Origin of the sequence: Citrobacter sp. Cu096 (assembly GCF_030332285.1) — a bacterium.
Taxonomy (GTDB): Bacteria; Pseudomonadota; Gammaproteobacteria; order Enterobacterales; family Enterobacteriaceae; genus Citrobacter; species Citrobacter meridianamericanus.
Genome location: NZ_JAOWID010000030.1, coordinates 1,005,630 through 1,030,597, shown reverse-complemented (window position 1 = coordinate 1,030,597; position 24,968 = coordinate 1,005,630). Strand labels below are relative to the sequence as shown.

The following is a 24,968-nucleotide window of genomic DNA, read 5'->3' as shown; positions in this document are numbered from 1 at the left end:
AGAAAATTAACAGGCGCGATTACATTTCTGCCAGGCGAATAGGCAGCGGAGGTTGAGGATGGCTCGATCATACCTCAATTAGTATGTTGTAACTAAAGTGAGGTTTTTTTAAAAACTACAGCCCATCAAGTCCGCGAATAGGCTTAATGGTTGACCATGAACGGCAAGACGGGCAGTGCCAGTACAGCGTATATGCAGTAAATCCGCATTTCTGACAGCGGTAGCGTGGTTTGCTGCGCACCTGCTCCCCAACCATATCACGCAAAACCATCAGGCTCTCTTTGGCACGCCCTTCTTCTGCTTCGTTGAGATGATAATCCATCAGCTTGTGGAACACGCGCATTGTAGGATGGCGTTGAAGCTGACGCGTGATGTAAACCTGTGCGGTATCAGTCCCTTCACGTGCTTCAAGGATATCGGCCAACATTAACTCAGCAGCGGCGCCAGTATTCTCCTCAACGGCCCGACGTAAGAACTCTGCCCACTCATCGTTTTTCCCCAGATGCTGGTAGCAGCTTTGTAGCATTTCCAGCGTTTCGCTGACCAGCTCTTTATCCTGGGAAATCACCCGCTGCAGGCTTTCAACCGCCTTGGCGTAATCGCCTTTCACCATATACACGCGGCCCATCATGATGGATACCCGTGCACTGTTTTTGTCTGCCGCGGCCCCTTTTTTCAACAACGTCATGGCACGATCCATATCGTCGTTACCCATTTGCTGTAAGGCCAGTTCGCAGTAAAAATGCGCTATCTCAATGCGCTGCTTATCTTTACCAAGCTTCACCAGACGTTCCGCCACATCAATGGCTTTTTGCCATTCGCTGGTTGCCTGATAAATTTGCAGTAGTTGCTGCAATGCGCCAACGCGAAAGTCTGTTTCATCGGTAAGCTGATTGAACATGTCTTCAGCTCGGTCGTACAGACCCGCGGCCATGTAGTCGCGCCCCAACTGCTGTACGGCCAGCAAACGCTGCTCGTAGGTCAGTGAGGCACTTTCCATCAGCGTTTGATGGATGCGGATTGCACGATCGACTTCACCGCGAGAGCGGAACAGGTTTCCGAGGGTGAGATGAGCCTCAACGGTGCCTGTATCCTCTTTTAGCATATCGAGGAACAAATCCACCGCTTTATCTTGTTGGTTGCTCAGAAGGAAGTTAACCCCAGCGACATAGTCGCGGGAGAGACGGTTAGCTTCATCCTGCCGGGTTTGTTGCGCACTTCTGCGACCCATATACCACCCATAGGCAGCGGCTACAGGTAAAAGCAGAAACAACAACTCCAACATAAATAATTATTCCTTCACAACCGACGAATCGGCAGATACCGCAACGTCGGTCGCAGGCGCAAGCTGGTTTTCCAGTCGTTTGATTTTACGTTCGGCGCGTGCAAGAGATACACGAACCTTCAGCCAGAACAGGCCGCAAATTAACCAACCAATGGCAAAACCTGCGGCAAACAATACAGCAAGCAGCGTAGAGATACGATACTCACCCTGAGCCAACAGGTAATTAAACGTAACCTGTTGATCGTTTTGCGCACCTAATGTCACCGAGATAACAAAAATCGCCAACACCAGTAAGAAAATGAGTAAATATTTCACATTACTTCCCGTTATGTGGTTTAAGCGAATAAATCGTGTACAACTTACCGCGTTGAGCCCTTTAAATTACCATTTTCACAACGAGTGCGAAATGGAAAAGCGCTTTCCGCATTCTGATTTAAGGGCAAAATTTGAAAAATCAATCATAGCTAGCTTTCTTGCTCACGTTGCGCGATTTCTTTTGCCTCCTGCACAGGCGGCGTTAATGGTCCGCATACTCGCTGCGCGAGCCATGTTGCCAGCGTCACCAGCAGCCACGAAATCAGCGTTGCAACGACCAAATCACGCGGCCAGTGCATGCCCAACAGCAAACGGCTACCCATAACACCCGTCGCCCAGATAAGCAAAAACACAATCGTCAGCGTACGTCTGCGCGGCCATAACAGTCCTACGGCCAGTAAAGCCCAACTGGCGGCAAACATCGTATGCCCGGACGGAAAGGCAAAGCCCGTTTCTTTCTGCCAGTGCTTGCGTAAAAACGTTGGAATATCCTGTTGTTCAGCCAATTGTTCTTTAACTAAGTGCCCGCGATCTTTACGATTTAAAGTGTAGAACTCATCAACCGGAATATGGTGCGTTTTTTCCAGCCACACAACAAAGGGTCTTGGCTCTTGCACTCTGTCTTTTACCCAGGACTTCACGCCCTGCCCCACTAAAATTGCCGCCGCCAGGATAGCAAACAGCATTATCGCGGCTTTAAGACGAAAACGCAGGCACCAGAGAAACCATACACAGAGCGCAACGTGAGTGATAATTCCCCACGGCTGCGTCACCGTTTCTGTTATCCAGTACAGGGTTTTTAACCACCAGACATTGTGTCCCGGCTGCCAGTTCCAGCCTGATACCCATACGGTAACCGGCATGATCAGTAGCAGTCCGGCGCCAACTGCCGTACGCTTTGCAATTGAAAGCATTGCCTCTCCTTTTGTCGATAAGTCTCACAATCATAACTGAAAAATACGTATGCTGGGAAAATTGACAATTTTGTGCCATTCCAAAAATGAATCCGTTGCCACGATTAGGTGAACGTCGCTGCCTTATGGCAAAATAGTGCAATACAGAACAGAAGCCGACAGGCGACGGCACGACGAGTGCCAGCATAATCTGGAGAATTACATGCAGCTTAAACGTGTGGCAGAAGCCAAACTGCCAACCCCCTGGGGTGATTTCCTGATGGTGGGATTTGAAGAACTGGCAACCGGACACGATCATGTCGCCCTGGTTTTTGGCGATATTACAGGCCAAACGCCTGTCCTGGCTCGCGTCCACTCCGAATGCCTGACCGGCGATGCGTTGTTTAGTCTGCGTTGCGATTGTGGTTTCCAGCTTGAAGCAGCACTCACCCACATTGCTGAAGAAGGGCGTGGTATTCTGCTTTATCACCGTCAGGAAGGGCGCAACATTGGCCTGCTCAACAAAATTCGCGCTTACGCGTTGCAGGACCAAGGTTATGATACCGTTGAAGCAAATCATCAGTTGGGATTTGCAGCAGACGAGCGCGATTTCACGCTGTGTGCAGATATGTTCAAACTGCTGGGTGTGGACGAAGTACGTTTACTGACCAATAACCCGAAGAAAGTGGAGATTCTGACCGAAGCGGGAATCAATATCGTTGAACGCGTACCGCTGATTGTAGGCCGTAACCCAAACAATGAACATTATCTGGACACTAAAGCCGCCAAGATGGGACATTTGCTGGGCAAGTAAGCGTTGTCACCGCCTGTAAAAAAGCCTGCTTTCGCAGGCTTTTTATCTTTTAATTTAACATGTTACGAATCACATAGTGCAAAATACCATCGTTCTGGTAATACGTTAGCTCCGTCGCGGTATCAATACGACAGCGGCACTGAATCACCTCTTTGCGCCCATCTGCGCGTACTATATTCACTGGAACTGCCGCGCCTGGTTTAATATTTTGTAGCTCCGTGATATCAATCGCTTCCTCACCGGTTAATCCCAGCGTCTTACGCGTGACGCCCTGCGGAAATTCCAGCGGCAATATCCCCATGCCAATCAGGTTAGAACGGTGAATTCGCTCAAAAGACTCAGCGATAACCACGCGGACCCCCAGCAAGCGCGGGCCTTTCGCCGCCCAGTCGCGACTGGAGCCGGAGCCGTACTCTTTACCGGCAATGACCGCCAGCGGAATGTTCTCCTGCTGATATTGCATCGCCGCATCATAGATAGCCACCACCTCTGTTCCAGGTAAATGACGCGTCATGCCGCCTTCTACACCGGGTACCATCTCATTGCGAATGCGAATATTAGCAAACGTACCGCGCATCATCACTTCATGGTTCCCACGTCGTGAACCGTAGGAGTTAAAATCTTTACGCTCAACGCCGTGGCTTTGCAGATAGCGACCCGCCGGGCTGTCCGGCTTAATACTACCGGCTGGTGAAATATGGTCGGTGGTGACGGAATCGCCGAGCATAGCCAGAATACGTGCGCCATGGATGTCCTGAACCGGATCCGGCGTAGCCTGCATACCATCAAAGAACGGCGACAAGCGAATGTAAGTTGAATCGGACTGCCAGCCATAGGTATCAGCTCTATCAACATCAATAGCTTTCCATTCCGGTGTGCCCTCAAAAACTTCAGCATATTCTTTATGGAACATGGCGGTAGAGACCTGCTCAACGGCACGGGCGATTTCCTGGGCAGTCGGCCAGATATCTTTCAGATACACGGGGTCACCTTTTCGGTCATGACCCAGCGGATCTTTCGTCAGATTGATGTTCATATTCCCCGCCAGGGCGTAGGCCACCACCAGTGGCGGAGACGCCAACCAGTTGGTCTTCACGAGCGGATGAATACGGCCTTCAAAGTTACGGTTGCCGGAAAGCACCGCCCCAACGGTAAGATCGCCTTTTTTGATGGCTGTCTCAATAGGGTCGGGTAACGGCCCTGAGTTACCAATGCAGGTGGTGCAACCATAACCCACAAGGTTAAATCCCAGCTCATCAAGGTACGGTGTAAATCCGGCCTGTGCCAGATAGTCAGAAACCACCTTTGATCCTGGTGCCAGCGAGGCTTTCACCCACGGCTGACGTTTCAGACCAAGCGTCACTGCTTTTTTCGCCAGTAGCCCCGCCGCCATCAATACACTGGGGTTAGAGGTGTTCGTACAGGAGGTGATTGCCGCTATCACCACTGCGCCATCAGGCAGTTTATACTGCTGACCGCTCATGGTGTACTCCACCGGCTGACGGTCTTTCAGCGAGCTATTTACCTCAAGTTCATTACTCGCCGAAAATGCTTTCGGTACATCCGCCAGCGCAACACGATCCTGCGGACGCTTCGGTCCGGCAAGGCTTGCTTCTACGCTGCCCATATCCAGTTCCAGCGAGCTGGTAAATACGGGTTCATCGCCAGGGTTTCGCCACATGCCCTGCGCTTTAGCATAGGCACTAACCAGATCAACCTGCTCCTCACTGCGTCCACTCAGACGCATATATTCAAGGGTGATGTCATCGATCGGGAAGAAGCCGCAGGTTGCACCGTATTCGGGTGACATGTTCGCAATGGTCGCTCGATCGGCCAGCGGTAAGGTGTCCAGACCATCACCGTAAAACTCAACAAATTTTCCGACCACGCCGTGCTTACGCAGCATCTGGGTGACGGTCAGAACCAGGTCGGTCGCGGTGATGCCTTCCCGCAGTTTGCCCACCAGCTTGAAGCCCACAACATCCGGGATAAGCATTGAGACAGGTTGACCCAGCATTGCCGCTTCCGCTTCAATGCCTCCCACCCCCCAGCCCAGCACACCGAGACCATTAATCATTGTCGTATGGGAGTCAGTACCGACCAGCGTATCGGGGTAAGCCACCCATTCACCGTCCTGTAATTCGCTCCAGACGGCTTTACCGAGGTATTCAAGGTTAACCTGGTGGCAAATCCCCGTCCCCGGTGGCACAACGCTGAAGCGACTAAATGCCTGTTGTCCCCATTTCAGGAACACATAACGCTCATGGTTTCGTTCCATTTCCAGACGAACGTTTTCTTCGAAAGCGTCGTCATCACCAAAACGATCCACCGTTACCGAGTGGTCAATAACAAGGTCCACTGGCGAAAGCGGATTCACTTTTGCCGTATCCCCGCCCAGACGTTTCACCGCTTCGCGCATGGCGGCCAGATCGACCACTGCCGGCACGCCGGTAAAATCCTGCATCAGAACGCGAGCAGGTCGATAGGCAATTTCGCGATCCGCATGGGCAGTTTTCAGCCAATGCGCAAGCGCATGAATATCGTCTTCAGTAACTGAATTTTCGTCCTGCCAGCGCAGCAGGTTTTCCAGCAAAACTTTTAGCGATTTGGGGAGACGGGTGATATCACCCAGTGATTTCGCGGCCAGCGGCAGACTGTAGTAGCGGTAGGTTTTATCTTTAACCTGCAATGTGTCCTTACTGGCTTCTCGTAGGGTCGACGACATAGCTCCTCCTTAAATGACAGGGTTGGATCCCCTGATTTTCCTCAGGGTTAGTATTAAAGATAACACAAACAAAATGTAACGTTTTGATAACAACTCAAATTGATAAAAAGCGGAAACAATCTAAAGTGGCAAGTGAAGTAAATGGCGAGAAGAAGAGTTTAAACGATGAAAGTTAATACAGTGATTGTGTAGCAGGTAATGGCCAATCGATAATACGCTGATTAGCGTGGCTCACGCATGTTCTAGGAATAAATTATTAGATATACAAACGACAAAATAATAATAGTTATAAAACAGATATCAATTATTGTTCCTGTTCATCATCTTCCGTAAACAGGTCGATAAACGCCCGTTGTTCAGGAGTGAGTTCCCAGGACGCAGGAATATTCGGTTTATTCTCTGCGCCGCGATGGCTCTCCTGCTCATGGTCATCAGGAGATGGCGTCACGATAGAATGCTGTTCCGCTGCGGACATGACCTACCCCCACACGTTCCACGCCACGAGCGCGACAATAATCCAAAACACGGTAGAGCCAAGAAACACAGCGAACCAGGCTTTACGTTTCATCGCGGGATCCCGGCGTGCCGGCTGGTTTCCTGAAGGCATCGCTAACCTCATACTATCGAAATCACTTATCATTTAGGCACCAAACAATCGGTACAATTAATCATTAGATAAGAGGAATCCTAATAAAAAAGGTAAAAAAAAGCCAGTTAATTTTCGTACTCGACCTGATAAATAAATCAATTGTTTGATCGGTTATAAATATTTGACAGGTATTTTTGGCACGCTGAGTAATTTGAAACTACTTTAGGAAATATTTTCCATAAATAAATTATGGTTAATATAGGGAGCGGAAATAATGAATAAATTCAGAGTGTCCCGTCGGTATCGCTTTATGCTTAAGGATACCGACGGGGTAACAGCAGTTATTATTTCTCAGGCAATTTAATATCTTTAAACATGGCTTCAATATCATCGTTGGAACGCAGCGCCACCGCCGTATCCACCACATCGCGTGTCAGATGCGGCGCGAAACGTTGAATAAAATCATACATATAACTGCGTAAAAATGTGCTGCGACGAAAACCAATTTTAGTGGTGCTATGGCTAAAGATATCGTGCGCATCCACGCGCACAAGGTCTGGGTCTGAGACGGGATCTACTGCCATACTGGCAATCACACCGACGCCGAGCCCCAGGCGGACATAGGTCTTAATAACATCGGCATCAGTCGCGGTAAAGACAATACGCGGCTCCAGACCCGCACGGTTAAACGCGGTATCCAGCTCCGAGCGTCCTGTAAACCCAAACGTGTAAGTCACCAGCGGATACTGCGCCAGTTCCTCAATGGATACCGAGGATTTGCCCGCCAACGGATGCTCAGGTGTGACAACGATCGAACGATTCCAGTGGTAGCAAGGTAGCATCACCAGATCGTCGTACAGATGCAGAGCTTCCGTCGCAATAGCAAAATCTGCATTTCCTTTCGAGACGGCTTCGGCGATTTGCGTCGGCGATCCCTGATGCATATGTAATGAGACGCGAGGATAGCGCTCGATAAAACCTTTAATCACGTTCGGTAAAGCGTAACGCGCCTGGGTGTGCGTGGTGGCGATATATAACGAGCCTTTGTCCGGCCAGGTATGTTCGCCCGCAACGGACTTAATGGCATCCACCTTCGACAGAACTTCTCGCGCAATACGAATGACTTCTTGCCCCGCTGGCGTAACCTGCGTCAGGTGCTTACCGCTACGAGCAAAAATCTGGATACCCAGTTCATCTTCCAGCATACGAACTTGCTTACTGATACCGGGCTGGGAGGTATAAAGCCCTTCCGCCGTTGAGGAGACATTAAGGTTGTGATTCACCACCTCAACAATGTAGCGAAGCTGCTGTAATTTCATATTAAGCCATCCCGATTTGCGCCATCAAATCATCGTTTCAAAGCAAGCTGCTAAGCGCTGCTAATACGATTTAATAATAAAAAGTCTGTTAACTATAACCACTATATCATTTCTTTGTGATCTGTATAGGCATGATAAAAAATAATAGGGCCTAAACAAAAAGGGCCGCTTATGCGACCCTTTAAGGAGAAATTCAGCCAAAATACTGTTATTTCTTCCCTTCTACCCATTTACCGTCAACGAAGAACGCGGACCAGCCGGTCGCCTTACCGTCTTTCTCAGCGGCGACGTACTGCTGCTTGGTTTTACGGCTGAAGCGAACCATGGACTTGTTGCCGTCCGGATCTGTCTGCGGTGCATCTGCCAAATAGCGCAGTTTTTCCGGTAGACGATCGCGGAAACGGTACAACTCTTCCACCAGCGGCGCACGGGTCTCACGTGATTTCGGGAACGTATTTGCCGCGAGGAAGATACCTGCAGCACCATCACGTAACACGAAATACGCGTCAGATTTTTCACACGGCAGTTCCGGCAACGGAACCGGATCTTCTTTCGGCGGAGCGACTTCACCGTTGCGCAGGATCTTACGGGTATTTTTGCACTCGTCGTTGGTACACGCCATGTACTTGCCAAAACGCCCCATTTTCAGGTGCATCTCAGAGCCACATTTCTCACACTCAACGATAGGACCGTCATAACCCTTGATGCGGAATTCGCCCTCTTCAATCTCATAGCCATCGCAGGTAGGGTTATTACCACATACATGCAGCTTGCGCTTAGGATCGATAAGGTAGCTGTCCATCGCCGTGCCGCATTTCTGGCAGCGACGTTTGGCGCGCAGAGCATTCGTTTCCGCATCGTCGCCTTCCAGCACGTTCAGTACTTCGTTTTCCGGCACCAGATTAATGGTAGTTTTGCAACGCTCTTTCGGGGAAAGCGCGTAACCGGAACAACCAAGGAAAACGCCGGTACTGGCGGTACGAATCCCCATCTTGCGTCCGCAGGTCGGACAATCAATGCTGGTCAGCACCATCTGGTTCGGACGCATACCGCCCTCTTCAGGATCTTTCTCGGCTTTATCCAGTTGCTGAGTAAAATCAGTGAAGAAGTTGTCGAGCACGCCCTTCCATTCGGCTTCGTGATTCGCGACCTGATCGAGGCTGTCTTCCATCTGCGCGGTAAAATCGTAGTTCATCAGTTCACGGAAGTTTTCTTCCAGACGATCGGTGACGATTTCACCCATTTTTTCTGCGTAGAAACGACGGTTTTCCACGCGAACATAACCGCGATCCTGAATCGTAGAAATGATCGACGCATACGTTGATGGACGACCAATGCCACGCTTTTCAAGCTCTTTAACCAGCGAGGCTTCACTGAAACGTGCAGGCGGTTTAGTAAAGTGCTGTGCTGGCGTCAGTTCGATAAGCGTCAGCGTATCGCCTTTTTCTACCGCCGGTAAAATGCGGTCTTCATCGCCCTTACGCAGCGCTGGCATTACCTTTGTCCAGCCATCGAAGCGCAGAATACGACCGCGCGCCTTTAGACGGAAATCACCCGCGTCTACGGTCAACGTGGTTGAGTCGTATTTAGCTGGCGTCATCTGACAGGCAACAAACTGGCGCCAAACCAGTTGATACAGTTTTTGCGCATCGGCTTCCATGTCTTTCAGCGATTCCGCCTGTACGGCGACATCGGAAGGACGAATAGCTTCATGCGCTTCTTGCGAGTTCTCTTTGCTGGCGTACTGGTTCGCGCTATCCGGCAAATATTTTTTGCCAAAATTATCGCTGATGTAATCGCGGACCATGTTCACCGCGTCCTGGCTCAGGTTAGTTGAGTCAGTACGCATGTAAGTGATATAGCCCGCTTCATACAAGCGTTGCGCCATCATCATGGTTTTCTTCACACCGAAACCCAGACGCGTGCTGGCGGCCTGCTGTAGCGTAGAGGTGATAAACGGCGCGCCCGGCTTGCTGCTGGTCGGCTTATCTTCACGTTCCAGAACGCTGTAGCGCGCTTTTTCCAACAGACTAACGGCGGCAAGCGTTTGTTCCCGGTTGACCGGACGGAACGGTTTATCATTCTGATGCGTCACCTCGAGCGGTAACGCGTCACCGCCTGGCGTGGTTGTGTTGGCATCAATCTCCCAGAACTCTTCTGGAACAAATGCTTTGATTTCGCGTTCACGCTCAACCACCAGACGCACAGCAACTGACTGTACGCGACCAGCTGACAGACCACGCGCAATTTTTTTCCACAGCAGCGGCGACACCATATAGCCCACAACACGGTCCATAAAGCGGCGCGCCTGTTGCGCATTTACACGGTCGATGTTCAGTTCGCCAGGTTTTTCAAATGCCTGACGAATAGCGTTTTTGGTAATTTCGTTAAACACCACGCGGCTGTAGCGGGTGTCATCGCCACCGATCACTTCCCGCAGGTGCCACGCAATGGCTTCCCCTTCGCGGTCAAGGTCGGTTGCGAGATAGATGTGGTCGGCTTTTTCAGCCAGTTGCTTCAGTTCAGAAACCACTTTCTCTTTACCGGGCAGCACTTCATAGCGCGCATCCCAGTTGTGCCACGGGTCAACACCCATACGGTTGACGAGAGCGCCACGTTCATCCTTTTTGGGCTTTTTAGCCGTTTTGGTGGAGGTTGAGTCGGCGCTCTTTTTAGTTGCTGAGCCACTGGTCGGCAAATCACGGATATGACCGACGCTGGATTTCACCACGTAGTCATTACCCAGATACTTGTTGATCGTTTTGGCTTTTGCCGGGGACTCAACGATGACAAGAGCTTTACCCATATTCACCTTTACCTAATTTGATTCTTCCAGAATGCGTCGCACGTTGATTCACCTTCCACTGGCGACGAGACATCGATATGGTCTCTGCGTCGGCGGATATCAACCCCTTAAACTGATTCGCGCTTGCAATGTAACTCTCATATAACTGAGTTAACAGGCTTTTTTGCTCACAAACGCTATAGCACGACGAAGTATTGGTCGAATGTCAAGCAAATCTGTTGCCAGATTGACGAAAGCGTCACACTGTACCTGATAAAATGCGTTACGCAACTTTATTAGCATGCAAAAACAAATATCGCCAGTTGTAACACCGCCGTAAAACCTTCATTTATGTCAGGGAATATTTGCCCATAAGCTGGGCTCAGCGTAGACTAATGTCCTTGTTTAAGGAGTAAATCATGCATAAAGACACTCAACCCATCGATCGCGAAACACTGCTGATTGAAGCCAACAAAATCATTCGTGAGCATGAGGACACGCTGGCGGGGATTGTCGCCACCGGAGTTACACAGCGAAATGGTGTACTGGTTTTCAGCGGAGATTACTTTTTAGACGAGCAAGGGCTACCGACGCCCAAAAGCACGGCTGTGTTTAATATGTTTAAACACCTGGCGCACGTACTTTCTGAAAAGTATCACTTGATCGATTAACGCGAGAAATCATTTGCCGGATGGCGACTGAGCTTAATCCTGCCTACGTTAGTGCATATCTGTAGGTCGGGTAAGACGCGTTTGCATCGCCACCCGGCAATGAAGATTTACATCAGAGGTTTCTGTCCCCGCTGCCACCAGCGCATCAGCAAACGGTCAGCGCTCTCTGCCGCACTACCGGTGAAACGATCCATCAGTTTTTTACGCTGCAGGTAACGTACGTTTAATACCTCGCGGCCTTCCATCAACCCGAGGATCACCTCATCGCTGGTATTGATCTCATCCACTAACCCATTTGCCAGTGCTTGTTGACCAAACCAATGTTCCCCTGTGGCAACCTGCTCAATGTCCAGAGTCGGACGCATGCGCTGCACAAAATCTTTAAACAGATGATGCGTTTCGTTCAGATCTTCGCGGAATTTCTGCCGCCCTTCTTCCGTGTTTTCACCGAGTAAAGTCAGCGTACGTTTATACTGTCCGGCGGTATGCAGCTCGATATCAATATCTTTCCCTTTCAGGAAACGGTTAAAGTTCGGGATCTGCGCGACGACGCCAATAGAGCCGACGATAGCAAACGGCGCCGAGACAATTTTATCCGCCACGCAGGCCATCATATATCCGCCGCTGGCAGCGACTTTATCTACCGTGACGGTTAGCGGGATCTGCTTATCGCGCAAGCGTTGTAACTGCGAGGCGGCCAGACCATAGCCATGTACCACGCCGCCCGGACTTTCAAGACGAACCACCACCTGGTCCTGAGGTTTAACGACCGCCAGCACCGCTGTAACCTCTTCGCGTAATGCGCTGACCTCATGGGCATCCATACTGCCTTTAAAATCGAGAACCCATACCCGAGGCTTATCAGATAACGTGCTGTCTCCCTGTTTCGCTTTAGCCTTAGCCGCTTTCGCCTCCAACTTATGTTTCTTTTTCTGCGCCTTGTGCCAAAGTTTTTGCTGATGCCCATCTAACAGGGCCAGCGACAGGTCTTCCTTCATCTCTTTATATTGATCGCTGAGATTAATAACCCGTAATTCTCCACGCTGACGTTTGCGTTGTGTCGCATTTACAATCAGCATCACCACCACCGCGATAGCCACTACGACAGTGACAATTTTTGCCAAAAACAGCCCATATTCAGACAACAATTCCACAAGACCCACCTTGGTTAAACAACGCTACTTTTGCTCAGTGTACAACAGCCTTGTTAACCCGTCTTGCTTCTCCATCCAGTGAGGAACCAGCAAAAAGCATGACAACGCGTTCATTTTGCGGTGTTATTGCCTTTGGCTGATTGAAAAAGAACAGGGTTTAAGGCATAAAGCCCAAAAGTTATCGCGAACGAGATGGCCAGACGTCGCCGAGGAGTAGCCGTGCATTATCAACCTAAACAAGACCTTCTACAGGACCGCATTATTCTGGTCACCGGAGCCAGCGACGGCATCGGGCGTGAGGCCGCTCAGACCTATGCGCGTTACGGCGCGACCGTTATTCTGCTTGGACGCAACGAAGAGAAACTGCGCCGGGTTGCCCGCACCATCGCCGATGAAAACGGTACGCAACCACACTGGTTTACGCTGGATCTGCTCAACTGCACATCCGCTGAATGCCACCAGCTCGCACAACGCATTGCCGCGCATTTCCCGCGTCTGGATGGTGTACTGCATAATGCCGGGTTGCTCGGCGATATTTGCCCGATGAGCGAACAAAACCCGCAGGTCTGGCAGGACGTGATGCAAGTAAACGTCAATGCGACCTTTATGCTGACACAGGCATTGCTGCCGTTGTTGCTCAAATCTGATGCCGGCTCGCTGGTCTTCACCTCCTCCAGCGTCGGTCGCCAGGGGCGCGCCAACTGGGGGGCATATGCCGTCTCCAAATTTGCTACCGAAGGAATGATGCAGGTTCTGGCAGATGAATATCAGAACCGCCACCTGCGCGTAAACTGTATCAATCCTGGCGGTACACGTACCGACATGCGAGCCAGCGCATTCCCGACCGAAGATCCGCAAAAATTGAAAACGCCCGCCGATATCATGCCGCTCTATCTGTGGCTGATGGGCGATGACAGCCGCCGTAAAACCGGTATGACTTTCGATGCCCAGCCGGGCCGTAAACCAGGAATAGCCCAATGAGTGAAGAACGCTATCAACAGCGCCAGCAGCGCGTAAAAGACCGGGTTGATGCCCGTGTTGCCGCAGCGAAAGATGAGCGCGGGATTATCATCGTGTTCACCGGTAATGGTAAGGGAAAAACCACCGCCGCGTTCGGTACCGCCACCCGCGCAGTAGGTCACGGTAAAAAAGTCGGCGTGGTGCAATTTATTAAGGGCACATGGCCAAACGGGGAACGTAACTTACTCGAACCTCACGGCGTAGAGTTTCAGGTCATGGCAACAGGGTTTACCTGGGAAACGCAGAACCGCGAGTCCGACACCGCTGCCTGTATGGCCGTGTGGGAACACGGTAAGCGGATGCTGGCCGATGCTGAGCTGGATATGGTGATACTGGACGAACTGACCTACATGGTGGCTTACGACTACCTGCCGCTTGAAGAGGTCATCAATGCCCTGAACGCGCGCCCAGCCCATCAAACGGTCATTATCACTGGGCGTGGATGTCATCGCGATATTCTGGAGTTAGCTGACACGGTCAGCGAGCTGCGCCCGGTCAAGCATGCGTTTGAAGCGGGCGTGAAAGCCCAGCCAGGGATCGATTACTAAAAAAGGGCCCACTGGGCCCTTTTGATCTCTACGACAGCAAAATTAACCGTTGTTGCTGCGACCGCCCGGACGACGGCTGCTGCCGACCTGAGAGTGACGCTTTACCGCACGACGGATCTGGTTTGCCTTCATGCGGCGACGATCTTTCTCGACGGCCACTTTGGAGGTCGTTTCTGGTTTCAGCTCCACCAGTTCACGCAGATAGTTGGTCTGAGCAAGATCAAGCTCTGTCCAGCCACCACGCGGCAGGCCTTTCGGCAGCGGGATATCACCGTAACGGACACGGATCAAACGGCTTACCTGCACACCTACGGCTTCCCACAGGCGACGGACTTCACGGTTACGCCCTTCGGTCAGCGTGACGTTATACCACTGGTTGATCCCTTCACCGCCGCTGAACTTGATCGTTTTAAACGCAGCCGGACCATCTTCCAGCTGCACGCCACGACTCAGATCGCGCAGTTTCGCGTCATCAACCTGGCCAAACACACGCACCGCATATTCACGTTCAACTTCGCGGCTTGGGTGCATCAAACGGTTCGCGAGCTCACCGTCGGTGGTGAACAACAGTAAACCACAGGTATTCACGTCCAGGCGCCCCACTGCAATCCAGCGCGCGTCGCGCAGTTTTGGCAGACGATCAAATACGGTCGGACGACCTTCCGGATCGTTACGGGTACACAGTTCACCTTCTGGCTTGTAGTAGGCCAGAACGCGGCAGATTTGCTCCGCAGGCTCTTTAACCGAAATCAGATGACCGTCGATACGGATTTTCAGACCCGGCGTGACTTCAACGCGATCGCCGAGCGTGGCAATTTTGCCATCAACGCTCACGCGACCCGCGGCAATAATAGATTCAATTTCACGGCGAGAACCGTGGCCAGCGCGCGCCAGCACTTTTTGTAACTTTTCGCTCATAGAGCTTCCTTTAGATGTCGCCTTCACAGGCGTCGAACAGGAGAATCAACGGCGCCAGTCAGCGCCATTTTAAGGCCGCGTAGTATAGCGGTTCGCGCCCTTATAAGAAAGGTTTAACATCGCCGACACCTTCCCGCAGCACCACCGGAGAATCGTCGGTTAAATCGATGACCGTGGTCGGCTGCTGGCCAAGATAACCACCGTGGATAATCAAATCCACCTGTTTCTCCAGACGGTCTTTTATTTCTTCCGGATCTGACTCGGTAAATTCACTGCCCGGCAGCATCAGTGACGTGGAGAGCATCGGCTCGCCCAGCGCTTCAAGCAGCGCCAGTGCTATCGGGTTCGAGGGCACACGCAGGCCAATAGTTTTACGCTTTTCCTGCAACAAACGGCGCGGAACCTCTTTCGTCCCTTTCAGAATGAAGGTGTAGTTGCCCGGCGTGTTGTTTTTGATCAAACGAAAGGCCACGTTGTCGACAAAGGAATAGGTCGACAATTCAGACAGGTCACGGCACATCAGCGTAAAGTTGTGCCCGTCCGGCAGGTGGCGGATACGGCAAATGCGCTCCATTGCACCTTTATCTTCAATTTTACAACCCAACGCGTAGCCGGAATCAGTTGGATAGACGATCACCCCACCTTTCCGCACGATATCAACGGCCTGATTGATCAGTCGCTGCTGCGGGTTATCAGGATGAATATAAAAAAACTGGCTCATACTTTCCTCTCTGTGGTCTCGGGCTGCTCCCAAAGTTCCCAGACGCCTTCTACGCCTGCGGGCAACCAGAGTTTACGCCCCAGTTCAATCCACGGGCAGGGTAGATGAAAATCCGACCCTTGCGATGCCCACAGTTGATGCTGACGCGCAAGCGTTGCCAGATGGGTTCGTTCATTGGGAGACTGCTGGCACTGTGCCACCTCCATCGCGTCGCCGCGGTGTTCAGCAAAATGCGCAACCAGTCTTTTCAGCCACTTAGCGCTAAGATCGTACCGACCTGGATGAGCCAGAACTGCCTTACCGCCAGAATGATGAATGACATCAATAGCTTGTTCTATTGTACACCACTGTGGCGGAACGTAACCGGTTTTCCCACGGGCAAGATATTTTTTAAAGACATCCGCCATGGTTGCGGCTTTGCCACATTCCACCAGGTAACGCGCAAAATGCCCCCGTGTAACCGCCCCGCCATCAGCCAGTCGCAGCGCCCCTTCCCATGCACCGGGAATGTTCGCTTTGCCGAGCCGCTCAGCAATCAGGCGCGCGCGCTGCTGGCGACGTTCCGTCTGTTGCGCCAGAAACTCGCGCATCATCGGATGAGCGATATCAATGTTCAGACCCACTATATGGATCTCATGGTTTTCCCAGACCGTTGATATCTCAACGCCAGAAATCAAATTTAACGCTAAACCTGAACGTGAAATTTCTTCTCTTGCCGCCGCAATGCCCGCTGTGGTGTCATGATCGGTGATCGCCAGTGTACCGACTCGCATCTCTACCGCACGGTGTACTAAGGCTTCTGGCGTTAACCGCCCATCAGAAGCTGTAGTATGGCTGTGCAGGTCATAAATCACTGCGTAATTCGTGTCGCTCAAGGCGGCTCCCGTTTCAATAAATGTCTTAACACGCCCATCATAACGGTTTCGACAAATATACTGAAATCAGGTGTTGACTTTACTCCATCGAACTAGTTAACTAGTACGCAAGTTCACATGAAGAAGGTATCTGAGATGAAAGCAACATTTATCCTGCACGGTTGGTGGCGCACTTCCTGATTTCGGGCAGTGTCTTACGTCTGCAATATGCAACCAGATACCCGGCCCGCCAAATGAGCGGGCTTTTTTTTGAACAAAATTAATGAGAATAACGATGCAAACACAAAAACCGACGCTCGAATTGCTTGCCTGCGATGCCGCCTACCGTGAGAATCCAACAGCACTGTTTCATCAGGTTTGCGGCGCACGTCCGGCAACGCTGTTGTTGGAATCTGCAGATATCGACAGCAAAGACGATCTGAAGAGTCTGCTGCTGGTCGACAGCGCATTGCGTATTACTGCCATCGGTGACACTGTCACTATTCAGGCATTATCCGCAAACGGCGCATCGCTGCTGCCCCTGCTGGATGCGGCCCTGCCAGCTGGCGTTGACAACGAACAACAGCCGAATGGACGTCATCTGCGATTCCCTGCCGTCAGCCCGCTGCTGGATGAAGACGCCCGTTTATGTTCCCTTTCTGTATTTGATGCGTTCCGTTTATTGCAAGGGCTGGTTAATGTTCCTGCGCAAGAACGTGAAGCGATGTTCTTCGGCGGTCTGTTTTCCTACGATCTGGTTGCCGGTTTCGAAGATTTACCTCAGCTTGAAGCGGGCAACCGTTGCCCTGACTACTGCTTCTATCTGGCAGAAACGCTGATGGTCATCGACCACCAGAAAAAAAGCACCCACATTCAGGCCAGCGTTTTTACCCCCAACGATGCAGAAAGACAGCGTCTTAATTCCCGTCTGGCGCAACTGAGCCAACAGCTTACCGAACCTGCGCCGCCGCTGCCCGTCACTGAAGTCCCGCAGATGCGCTGCGAATGCAATCAGAGTGATGAAGAGTTTGGTGCAGTGGTCCGTGGGATGCAAAAGGCCATTCGCGCGGGTGAAATTTTCCAGGTGGTACCATCCCGCCGTTTCTCGCTACCCTGCCCTTCGCCGCTGGCTGCCTACTATGTACTGAAGAAAAGTAACCCCAGCCCGTATATGTTTTTCATGCAGGACGACGAGTTCACGCTGTTTGGTGCTTCACCAGAAAGCTCGTTGAAATACGATGCCTCCAGCCGCCAGATTGAAATCTATCCCATTGCCGGGACTCGCCCACGCGGCCGTCGGGCGGACGGTTCGCTTGACCGCGATCTCGACAGTCGTATTGAGCTGGAGATGCGTACCGATCATAAAGAGCTTTCAGAGCATCTGATGTTGGTTGACCTGGCGCGTAACGATCTGGCGCGCATCTGTACGCCGGGCAGCCGCTACGTTGCTGATCTGACCAAAGTGGATCGGTACTCCTTCGTGATGCACCTGGTTTCTCGCGTTGTCGGCGAACTGCGTAGCGATCTGGATGTGCTGCATGCGTACCGCGCCTGTATGAATATGGGCACGCTAAGCGGCGCGCCGAAAGTTCGCGCCATGCAACTTATCGCCGAGGCAGAAGGTCGACGCCGTGGCAGCTATGGCGGCGCCGTAGGTTACTTCACCGCCCATGGCGATCTGGATACCTGCATTGTGATTCGTTCCGCCCTCGTGGAAGACGGTATTGCCACCGTACAAGCCGGTGCCGGGATTGTTCTGGATTCTGTTCCGCAGTCTGAAGCCGATGAAACCCGTAATAAAGCGCGTGCGGTTCTGCGTGCTATCGCCACCGCACACCACGCACAGGAGACTTTCTGATGGCTGACATTCTGCTGCTCGATAATATCGACTCTTTTACCTATAACCTGGCAGATCAGTTGCGGACTAACGGTCACAACGTGGTGATTTATCGTAACCATATTCCGGCACAGACGTTAATTGACCGCTTAGCGACTATGAAAAATCCGGTGCTGATGCTCTCTCCAGGTCCTGGTGCGCCAAGCGAAGCGGGCTGCATGCCGGAGCTGTTAACCCGCCTGCGCGGCAAGCTGCCAATCATCGGTATTTGTCTGGGGCATCAGGCCATTGTTGAGGCCTATGGCGGCTATGTGGGCCAGGCTGGGGAAATTCTGCATGGCAAAGCGTCCAGCATTGAACACGACGGCCAGGCGATGTTCGCCGGTCTGGCAAATCCGCTACCGGTAGCACGCTATCACTCTCTGGTTGGTAGCAACGTTCCGGCCGGTTTGACCATCAACGCCCATTTTAACGGCATGGTGATGGCGGTGCGTCACGATACCGATCGCGTGTGCGGCTTCCAGTTCCATCCGGAGTCCATTCTGACCACCCAGGGTGCGCGTCTGCTGGAGCAAACGCTGGCCTGGGCGCAACAGAAGCTTGAACAGACCAATACGCTGCAACCTATTCTGGAGAAACTGTATCAGGCGCAGACGCTGTCTCAGCAGGAAAGCCACCAGCTGTTCTCCGCCGTGGTCCGCGGTGAACTGAAACCCGAACAACTGGCAGCGGCGCTGGTGAGCATGAAAATTCGTGGCGAGCATCCGCATGAAATTGCCGGTGCGGCAACCGCGCTGCTGGAAAATGCTGCCCCGTTCCCACGACCTGATTATCTGTTTGCCGATATTGTCGGTACCGGCGGCGACGGCAGCAACAGTATCAATATTTCCACCGCCAGCGCCTTTGTTGCAGCGGCTTGCGGGCTGAAAGTGGCCAAACACGGTAACCGCAGTGTCTCCAGCAAATCGGGATCTTCGGATCTGTTAGCGGCATTTGGCATCAATCTGGATATGAACGCCGATAAATCCCGCCAGGCGCTTGACGATCTCGGCGTGTGTTTCCTGTTTGCACCGAAATACCACACCGGTTTTCGCCATGCCATGCCGGTACGCCAACAGTTGAAAACCCGCACGCTGTTTAACGTACTCGGCCCGTTGATTAACCCGGCGCATCCGCCGCTGGCGCTGATTGGCGTTTACAGTCCGGAACTGGTGCTGCCGATTGCCGAAACGCTACGCGTGCTCGGATATCAGCGAGCAGCCGTGGTGCACAGCGGTGGAATGGATGAAGTTTCATTGCATGCGCCGACCATTGTGGCAGAGCTGCATGATGGCGAAATTAAGAGCTATCAACTGACGGCGGAAGACTTTGGCCTGACGCCTTACCACCAGGAACAGCTGGCTGGCGGCACGCCGGAAGAAAACCGTGACATTCTTAGTCGCTTGTTACAAGGTAAAGGTGAAGCCGCTCATGAAGCTGCTGTGGCCGCGAATGTCGCCATGTTAATGCGCTTGCACGGTGAAGAAGATTTAAAAGCCAATGCGCAAACCGTGATTAATGTACTGCGTAGCGGTGCGGCCTATGACCGTGTCACTGCACTGGCAGCAAGAGGGTAAATGATGCAAACCGTTTTAGCGAAAATTGTCGCAGACAAGGCGATTTGGGTAGAAGCCCGCAAACAGCAACAACCGCTGGCCAGCTTTCAAAATGATGTTCAACCCAGCTCTCGTGATTTCTACGATGCGCTGCAAGGTGCGCGCACCGCCTTTATTCTGGAATGCAAAAAAGCATCGCCATCAAAAGGCGTGATCCGTGATGACTTCGATCCGGCACAGATTGCGGGCGTATATAAACATTATGCTTCCGCGATTTCCGTGCTGACCGATGAGAAATATTTCCAGGGCAGCTTTGATTTCCTGCCTATCGTCAGCCGCATCGCGCCACAACCTATTCTGTGTAAGGACTTTATTATCGATCCTTACCAGATTTACCTGGCGCGTTTCAACCAGGCGGACGCCTGTCTGCTGATGTTGTCGGTACTTGATGATGAGCAATACCGTCAACTTGCCGCCGTCGCCCACAGTCTGAAAATGGGCGTACTGACCGAAGTCAGTAACGAAGAAGAGTTGGAGCGCGCTATCGCACTGGGCGCCAAAGTCGTCGGCATCAATAACCGTGATTTACGCGACTTGTCGATTGATCTGAATCGTACCCGCCAGTTGGCGCCGCGCCTGGGCCACGGCGTTACCGTCATCAGCGAGTCAGGCATCAATACCTATGGACAGGTGCGCGAACTCAGCCACTTCGCTAACGGTTTTCTGATTGGCTCCGCGCTGATGTCGCATGATGATCTGCATGCCGCCGTGCGTCGCGTACTGCTCGGCGAGAATAAAGTCTGCGGTTTAACCCGGGCTCAGGATGCCAACGCGGCGTATAAATCCGGCGCGATTTATGGCGGACTGATTTTTGTACCCACATCGCCACGCGCGGTCAGCGTTGATCAGGCGCGAGAGGTCATGACCGGCGCGCCGCTGCAATACGTCGGGGTGTTTCGCAACACAGAAATTAGCGACGTGCGTGATACAGCGGCTGCTCTGGGACTCACTGCAGTGCAACTGCATGGTAGTGAAGACCAGGCCTACGTAGACGCGCTACACAATGCGCTACCCGCACAGGTACAAATCTGGAAGGCGCTGAGCGTCAGCGAGACGTTGCCAGCCCGTGATTATCAGCATGTCGATAAATACGTATTCGACAACGGTCAGGGCGGCAGCGGACAACGCTTCGACTGGTCTCTCTTAGGCGGACAATCGCTGGATAACGTATTACTGGCTGGCGGACTTGGCGCAGATAACTGCGTTGACGCGGCAAAAGCCGGCTGTGCCGGTCTCGATTTCAATTCTGGCGTAGAGTCACAGCCGGGCATCAAGGATGCACGTCTTTTGGCTTCGGTATTTCAGACGCTGCGCGCATATTAAGGAAAAGGACATGACAACATTACTCAATCCGTACTTTGGTGAATTTGGCGGTATGTATGTGCCACAGATTCTGATGCCTGCCCTGCGCCAACTGGAAGAAGCTTTTGTTAGCGCACAAAAGGATCCTGAATTTCAGGCGCAGTTTACAGACCTGCTAAAAAACTATGCCGGCCGCCCAACGGCGCTGACCAAATGCCAGAACATTACTCAAGGCACCAACACCACGTTGTACCTTAAACGTGAAGATTTACTGCACGGCGGCGCGCACAAAACCAACCAGGTTCTGGGTCAGGCGTTGCTGGCGAAGCGTATGGGTAAAACCGAGATCATCGCCGAAACCGGTGCGGGTCAGCACGGCGTGGCGTCTGCCCTTGCCAGCGCCCTGTTGGGACTGAAATGCCGTATTTATATGGGTGCGAAAGACGTTGAACGTCAGTCGCCTAACGTTTTCCGTATGCGTCTGATGGGCGCTGAAGTGATCCCGGTTCACAGCGGTTCCGCAACGCTGAAAGATGCCTGTAATGAAGCGCTGCGCGACTGGTCTGGCAGCTACGATACTGCGCACTATATGCTCGGGACGGCGGCAGGTCCGCACCCCTTCCCGACCATTGTGCGTGAATTCCAGCGCATGATCGGTGAAGAAACCAAAGCACAAATCCTTGAAAAAGAGGGGCGCCTGCCGGATGCCGTTATCGCCTGCGTGGGCGGCGGTTCTAACGCTATCGGTATGTTCGCCGACTTTATTAATGAAACCAGCGTCGGGCTGATCGGCGTAGAGCCTGGCGGTCACGGGATTGAGTCTGGGGAACATGGCGCGCCGTTGAAACATGGTCGTGTTGGGATTTACTTCGGCATGAAGTCCCCGATGATGCAAACCGAAGAAGGACAAATTGAAGAGTCTTACTCTATTTCCGCCGGGCTGGACTTCCCATCGGTCGGGCCACAGCATGCGTATCTGAACAGCATTGGTCGCGCCGATTATGTTTCGATCACCGACGATGAAGCGCTGGAAGCCTTCAAAACACTGTGTCTGCACGAGGGGATAATTCCGGCACTAGAGTCCTCTCACGCCCTGGCGCACGCGTTGAAAATGATGCGTGAAACCCCTGAAAAAGAGCAGCTACTGGTGGTTAATCTCTCCGGTCGCGGCGACAAAGACATTTTCACCGTACACGATATTCTGAAAGCGCGAGGGGAAATCTGATGGAACGTTACGAAAACCTGTTTGCACAGCTGAAGGACCGCAAGGAAGGTGCTTTTGTCCCCTTCGTCACCCTGGGCGATCCGTCTGTTGAAAAGTCACTGAAAATCATAGATACGCTGATTGAAGCCGGTGCCGACGCACTTGAGCTCGGCATTCCATTCTCCGATCCGCTGGCTGATGGTCCAACCATTCAGGAGGCTACACTGCGTGCGTTTGCCGCAGGCGTTACGCCGTCACAATGCTTTGAAATGCTGGCCCTGATTCGCCAGAAGCACCCGACGATTCCCATTGGCTTGCTGATGTATGCCAACCTGGTGTTTAGCAAGGGCATTGACGAGTTTTACGCTCAGTGTGAAAAAGTGGGTGTAGATTCTGTATTAGTGGCCGATGTTCCGGTTGAGGAGTCCGCGCCATTCAGAACGGCGGCACTACGTCATAGCATCGCACCCATTTTCATTTGCCCACCGAATGCCGATGAAGAGCTACTGCGTCAGATTGCCTCTTATGGCCGAGGTTATACCTACCTGCTTTCACGAGCAGGAGTGACCGGTGCAGAAAACCGTGCGGCACTACCCCTGCATCATTTAGTCGAAAAGCTGAAAGAATATAATGCTCCGCCTTCTTTACAAGGCTTCGGTATTTCTGCGCCTGAACAGGTAGCCGGTGCAATTGAAGCTGGCGCTGCTGGCGCGATTTCCGGCTCGGCGATTGTGAAAATCATTGAGAAGAATGTTGCGGCACCAGAACAGATGCTGGCTGAGCTGAAAGCGTTTGTCAGCGCGATGAAAGCCGCTACCCTACAGTAAGTTAATTAAACCGCCAGAGGCTTCTGGCGGTTTTACTCCCTGGCCTGCTTCATTTTGTACATGGCCGTATCCGCATTCTGGATTGCCGCATCCAGATCACCCTTCACCTCTGCAATCCCCCACGACACTGACAAGGGTATAGTATTGCCTTCCACCACAAATACATGGCTGGTCACCTGTCCACTTATACGCTCCGCAATTGCGACCGCATCACTGGCCTGAGAGCGAAACAGCAGGATCATAAATTCATCTCCGCCGGTGCGAATCACAAGATCGTGGCTGGTACGGGTGTTAGACAACATTCTGTTGGCGATAATTTGCAGCGCACGATCCCCTGCTGCGTGCCCCCAGGTATCATTGACGGCCTTAAACTTATTGCAATCCAGTAACACTACCGAGCAATGTGATAAATCCCGGCGTTTGATAATGTCGAGAATTCGGCGATTAAAACAGCCGGTCAGCGTATCAATATAAACTTTCAGGTCGCTTTCATTCAGCCATGATTTTAGCGAGAAAGTAATGATGATGAAAAAGAACGGCGCCAGCAGAATAACAATACCGGCTTGCGTATCGCGCGCCATGAAACGGCCTAATGATATCGAATAGTGCAGCGCATATTTTTCTGAAAAATTGCGCACCAAATAGCTGGATTGTCCCGCACATTTGCCGGATAAGCAGAGGCTCTCTTTGTTGGTCAGATTCACCAACTCAACGTTCAATCCGGGAAGAATTTGATTATCAAACGCCTCTGCCAACGCTTCCTCCAGCTCGGGTTTCGAATGATCATAGACCAGATAGGCCACGATTTGATCTGATATCTCTTTACCAGAAAGATCGTAAATATAGCTCACCACGCTGTAGGCTTTTTCACCAGTAATTTTATCGGTATAGAAGTTTGTTGAACTTAGGGCTTTATTTTTGACGTTTTTTTGCAACAACCGGGTATAGAAATCGACGGGAGGATAGAAAAAATGAGTAATATCCATCGCCATTTCGGAGTCAGAAAAACTAAAATTGCGCGAGTCGGAAGCCATAAACCAGTAAAAATAATCTGAATTGCTGGCGATAATGTAACGGTGCGCATCGAAACTGCCTGGATTTAGCTCATTAACCATTCCACGAATGAACTCCGCTGCAGCATACATACACAGCGCATTATGGCTGGGTTGCTGAGCAATAATCGTCCCTGTTGCAGAATGAACCCGCTTTGGGTCGGCGTTAATTCCCCATTCATCTTTATTTCGTGGAACAAACTGTGCCATAACACCACACTGTTCGCCGGTTTTGATGTGGTAGTAACGCTCGCCAATCGCATCGGCAATCAGTTCATTATCGTTAAAAATATCCAACATGTGAGCTTGCAGGCGGCTAACGCCTTCACTGGCGGCCGCCATACGCTGTTCATAAATGATAAACAGAAACAACGAGGTAAAAACCAACGTAATGAGCCCAGATACCAGCAGAGCCTGCCTGTTTCGGAGCTTATCCTGCACAATCTTCACGAGTCCCCCCGATAGTTAACAGTATCACCA

Annotated in this window: 23 protein-coding genes and 1 other annotated feature; of the genes, 10 read left to right on the top strand and 13 right to left on the bottom strand. The window is 51.8% G+C overall.

Going from position 1 to position 24,968, the window contains the following annotated elements:
* Nucleotides 1-115: 115 nt before the first annotated feature.
* The 3 genes from lapB to pgpB all read right to left on the bottom strand — a co-directional run bounded on the left by lapB (nucleotide 116) and on the right by pgpB (nucleotide 2,514).
* Nucleotides 116-1,285, bottom strand: a complete 1,170-nt coding sequence (gene lapB / locus OGX99_RS19290; RefSeq protein WP_151219362.1) for a lipopolysaccharide assembly protein LapB — start codon at nucleotides 1,283-1,285, stop codon at nucleotides 116-118.
* Nucleotides 1,286-1,291: 6 nt separating this feature from the next.
* On the bottom strand, nucleotides 1,292-1,600 hold the full coding sequence (locus OGX99_RS19285) for a LapA family protein (protein WP_006684318.1): 309 nt from the start codon (nucleotides 1,598-1,600) through the stop codon (nucleotides 1,292-1,294).
* A 149-nt stretch (nucleotides 1,601-1,749) separates the two neighbouring features.
* Nucleotides 1,750-2,514, bottom strand: a complete 765-nt coding sequence (gene pgpB, locus OGX99_RS19280; RefSeq protein WP_151219363.1) for a phosphatidylglycerophosphatase B — start codon at nucleotides 2,512-2,514, stop codon at nucleotides 1,750-1,752.
* Nucleotides 2,515-2,716: 202 nt separating this feature from the next.
* Here pgpB and ribA point away from each other — a divergent pair, with 202 nt between their 5' ends.
* Nucleotides 2,717-3,307, top strand: a complete 591-nt coding sequence (gene ribA, locus OGX99_RS19275) for a GTP cyclohydrolase II (RefSeq protein ID WP_003020601.1) — start codon at nucleotides 2,717-2,719, stop codon at nucleotides 3,305-3,307.
* 49 nt (nucleotides 3,308-3,356) lie between these two features.
* Here the strand turns inward: ribA and acnA are convergent, their stop codons facing one another.
* The 5 genes from acnA to topA form a co-directional block, all read right to left on the bottom strand.
* Nucleotides 3,357-6,032, bottom strand: coding sequence for an aconitate hydratase AcnA (gene acnA / locus OGX99_RS19270; protein ID WP_252838829.1), 2,676 nt, complete (start codon nucleotides 6,030-6,032; stop codon nucleotides 3,357-3,359).
* Nucleotides 6,033-6,336: 304 nt separating this feature from the next.
* Nucleotides 6,337-6,507 (bottom strand): YciX family protein, encoded by a 171-nt coding sequence (locus OGX99_RS19265; protein WP_187252339.1) that lies wholly within the window; start codon nucleotides 6,505-6,507, stop codon nucleotides 6,337-6,339.
* 3 nt (nucleotides 6,508-6,510) lie between these two features.
* The gene (locus OGX99_RS19260; protein ID WP_247605000.1) at nucleotides 6,511-6,672 is read right to left on the bottom strand and encodes a YmiA family putative membrane protein; all 162 of its coding nucleotides are present in this window, start codon (nucleotides 6,670-6,672) and stop codon (nucleotides 6,511-6,513) included.
* 293 nt (nucleotides 6,673-6,965) lie between these two features.
* Nucleotides 6,966-7,940 (bottom strand): HTH-type transcriptional regulator CysB, encoded by a 975-nt coding sequence (cysB, locus tag OGX99_RS19255; RefSeq protein ID WP_151219365.1) that lies wholly within the window; start codon nucleotides 7,938-7,940, stop codon nucleotides 6,966-6,968.
* Between the two features lie 208 nt (nucleotides 7,941-8,148).
* A complete protein-coding gene (gene topA / locus OGX99_RS19250; RefSeq protein ID WP_252838830.1) occupies nucleotides 8,149-10,746 on the bottom strand; it encodes a type I DNA topoisomerase in 2,598 nt (865 codons plus the stop codon).
* A 398-nt stretch (nucleotides 10,747-11,144) separates the two neighbouring features.
* Here topA and OGX99_RS19245 point away from each other — a divergent pair, with 398 nt between their 5' ends.
* Entirely contained in the window at nucleotides 11,145-11,396 is a 252-nt protein-coding gene (locus OGX99_RS19245; protein WP_003020616.1) for a YciN family protein, read from the top strand.
* 107 nt (nucleotides 11,397-11,503) lie between these two features.
* Here OGX99_RS19245 and sohB read toward each other — a convergent pair whose 3' ends face one another.
* Nucleotides 11,504-12,550 carry a protease SohB gene (gene sohB, locus OGX99_RS19240; RefSeq protein ID WP_151219367.1) on the bottom strand — a complete coding sequence of 349 codons (1,047 nt, stop codon included), beginning with the start codon at nucleotides 12,548-12,550 and terminating at the stop codon, nucleotides 11,504-11,506.
* A gap of 219 nt (nucleotides 12,551-12,769) precedes the next feature.
* Here sohB and OGX99_RS19235 point away from each other — a divergent pair, with 219 nt between their 5' ends.
* Both OGX99_RS19235 and cobO read left to right on the top strand, forming a co-directional pair.
* Entirely contained in the window at nucleotides 12,770-13,531 is a 762-nt protein-coding gene (locus OGX99_RS19235; protein WP_187252338.1) for a YciK family oxidoreductase, read from the top strand.
* On the top strand, nucleotides 13,528-14,118 hold the full coding sequence (gene cobO, locus OGX99_RS19230) for a cob(I)yrinic acid a,c-diamide adenosyltransferase (RefSeq protein ID WP_187252337.1): 591 nt from the start codon (nucleotides 13,528-13,530) through the stop codon (nucleotides 14,116-14,118). The genes OGX99_RS19235 and cobO overlap by 4 nt, the downstream gene beginning before the upstream one ends.
* Before the next feature lie 42 nt (nucleotides 14,119-14,160).
* Here cobO and rluB read toward each other — a convergent pair whose 3' ends face one another.
* The 3 genes from rluB to rnm all read right to left on the bottom strand — a co-directional run bounded on the left by rluB (nucleotide 14,161) and on the right by rnm (nucleotide 16,632).
* Complete coding sequence (gene rluB, locus OGX99_RS19225) at nucleotides 14,161-15,036, bottom strand: 23S rRNA pseudouridine(2605) synthase RluB (RefSeq protein WP_187252336.1); 876 nt, start codon at nucleotides 15,034-15,036, stop codon at nucleotides 14,161-14,163.
* A 100-nt stretch (nucleotides 15,037-15,136) separates the two neighbouring features.
* Nucleotides 15,137-15,757 carry an L-threonylcarbamoyladenylate synthase gene (locus OGX99_RS19220; protein ID WP_187252335.1) on the bottom strand — a complete coding sequence of 207 codons (621 nt, stop codon included), beginning with the start codon at nucleotides 15,755-15,757 and terminating at the stop codon, nucleotides 15,137-15,139.
* Complete coding sequence (gene rnm, locus OGX99_RS19215) at nucleotides 15,754-16,632, bottom strand: RNase RNM (protein WP_187252334.1); 879 nt, start codon at nucleotides 16,630-16,632, stop codon at nucleotides 15,754-15,756. Before rnm ends, OGX99_RS19220 begins: the two co-directional genes overlap by 4 nt.
* Before the next feature lie 135 nt (nucleotides 16,633-16,767).
* Between rnm and trpL the strand changes: the two genes are divergently transcribed.
* The 6 genes from trpL to trpA all read left to right on the top strand — a co-directional run bounded on the left by trpL (nucleotide 16,768) and on the right by trpA (nucleotide 23,436).
* Nucleotides 16,768-16,812 carry a trp operon leader peptide gene (trpL, locus tag OGX99_RS19210; RefSeq protein WP_133087228.1) on the top strand — a complete coding sequence of 15 codons (45 nt, stop codon included), beginning with the start codon at nucleotides 16,768-16,770 and terminating at the stop codon, nucleotides 16,810-16,812.
* Nucleotides 16,789-16,883, top strand: a sequence feature (Trp leader region). Its footprint overlaps the gene before it by 24 nt.
* Nucleotides 16,884-16,906: 23 nt before the next feature.
* Nucleotides 16,907-18,469, top strand: a complete 1,563-nt coding sequence (locus OGX99_RS19205; RefSeq protein WP_286544714.1) for an anthranilate synthase component 1 — start codon at nucleotides 16,907-16,909, stop codon at nucleotides 18,467-18,469.
* Nucleotides 18,469-20,064 carry a bifunctional anthranilate synthase glutamate amidotransferase component TrpG/anthranilate phosphoribosyltransferase TrpD gene (gene trpD / locus OGX99_RS19200; RefSeq protein WP_151219371.1) on the top strand — a complete coding sequence of 532 codons (1,596 nt, stop codon included), beginning with the start codon at nucleotides 18,469-18,471 and terminating at the stop codon, nucleotides 20,062-20,064. The genes OGX99_RS19205 and trpD overlap by 1 nt, the downstream gene beginning before the upstream one ends.
* 3 nt (nucleotides 20,065-20,067) lie before the next feature.
* Nucleotides 20,068-21,426 carry a bifunctional indole-3-glycerol-phosphate synthase TrpC/phosphoribosylanthranilate isomerase TrpF gene (gene trpCF, locus OGX99_RS19195; protein ID WP_286545327.1) on the top strand — a complete coding sequence of 453 codons (1,359 nt, stop codon included), beginning with the start codon at nucleotides 20,068-20,070 and terminating at the stop codon, nucleotides 21,424-21,426.
* 10 nt (nucleotides 21,427-21,436) lie between these two features.
* A complete protein-coding gene (gene trpB, locus OGX99_RS19190) occupies nucleotides 21,437-22,630 on the top strand; it encodes a tryptophan synthase subunit beta (protein ID WP_149281027.1) in 1,194 nt (397 codons plus the stop codon).
* A complete protein-coding gene (trpA, locus tag OGX99_RS19185) occupies nucleotides 22,630-23,436 on the top strand; it encodes a tryptophan synthase subunit alpha (protein ID WP_286544706.1) in 807 nt (268 codons plus the stop codon). The genes trpB and trpA overlap by 1 nt, the downstream gene beginning before the upstream one ends.
* A 32-nt stretch (nucleotides 23,437-23,468) precedes the next feature.
* Here trpA and OGX99_RS19180 read toward each other — a convergent pair whose 3' ends face one another.
* Nucleotides 23,469-24,938: a GGDEF domain-containing protein gene (locus OGX99_RS19180; RefSeq protein ID WP_187252331.1), complete on the bottom strand. Its 1,470-nt coding sequence runs from the start codon at nucleotides 24,936-24,938 to the stop codon at nucleotides 23,469-23,471.
* Between the last annotated feature and the right edge of the window lie 30 nt (nucleotides 24,939-24,968).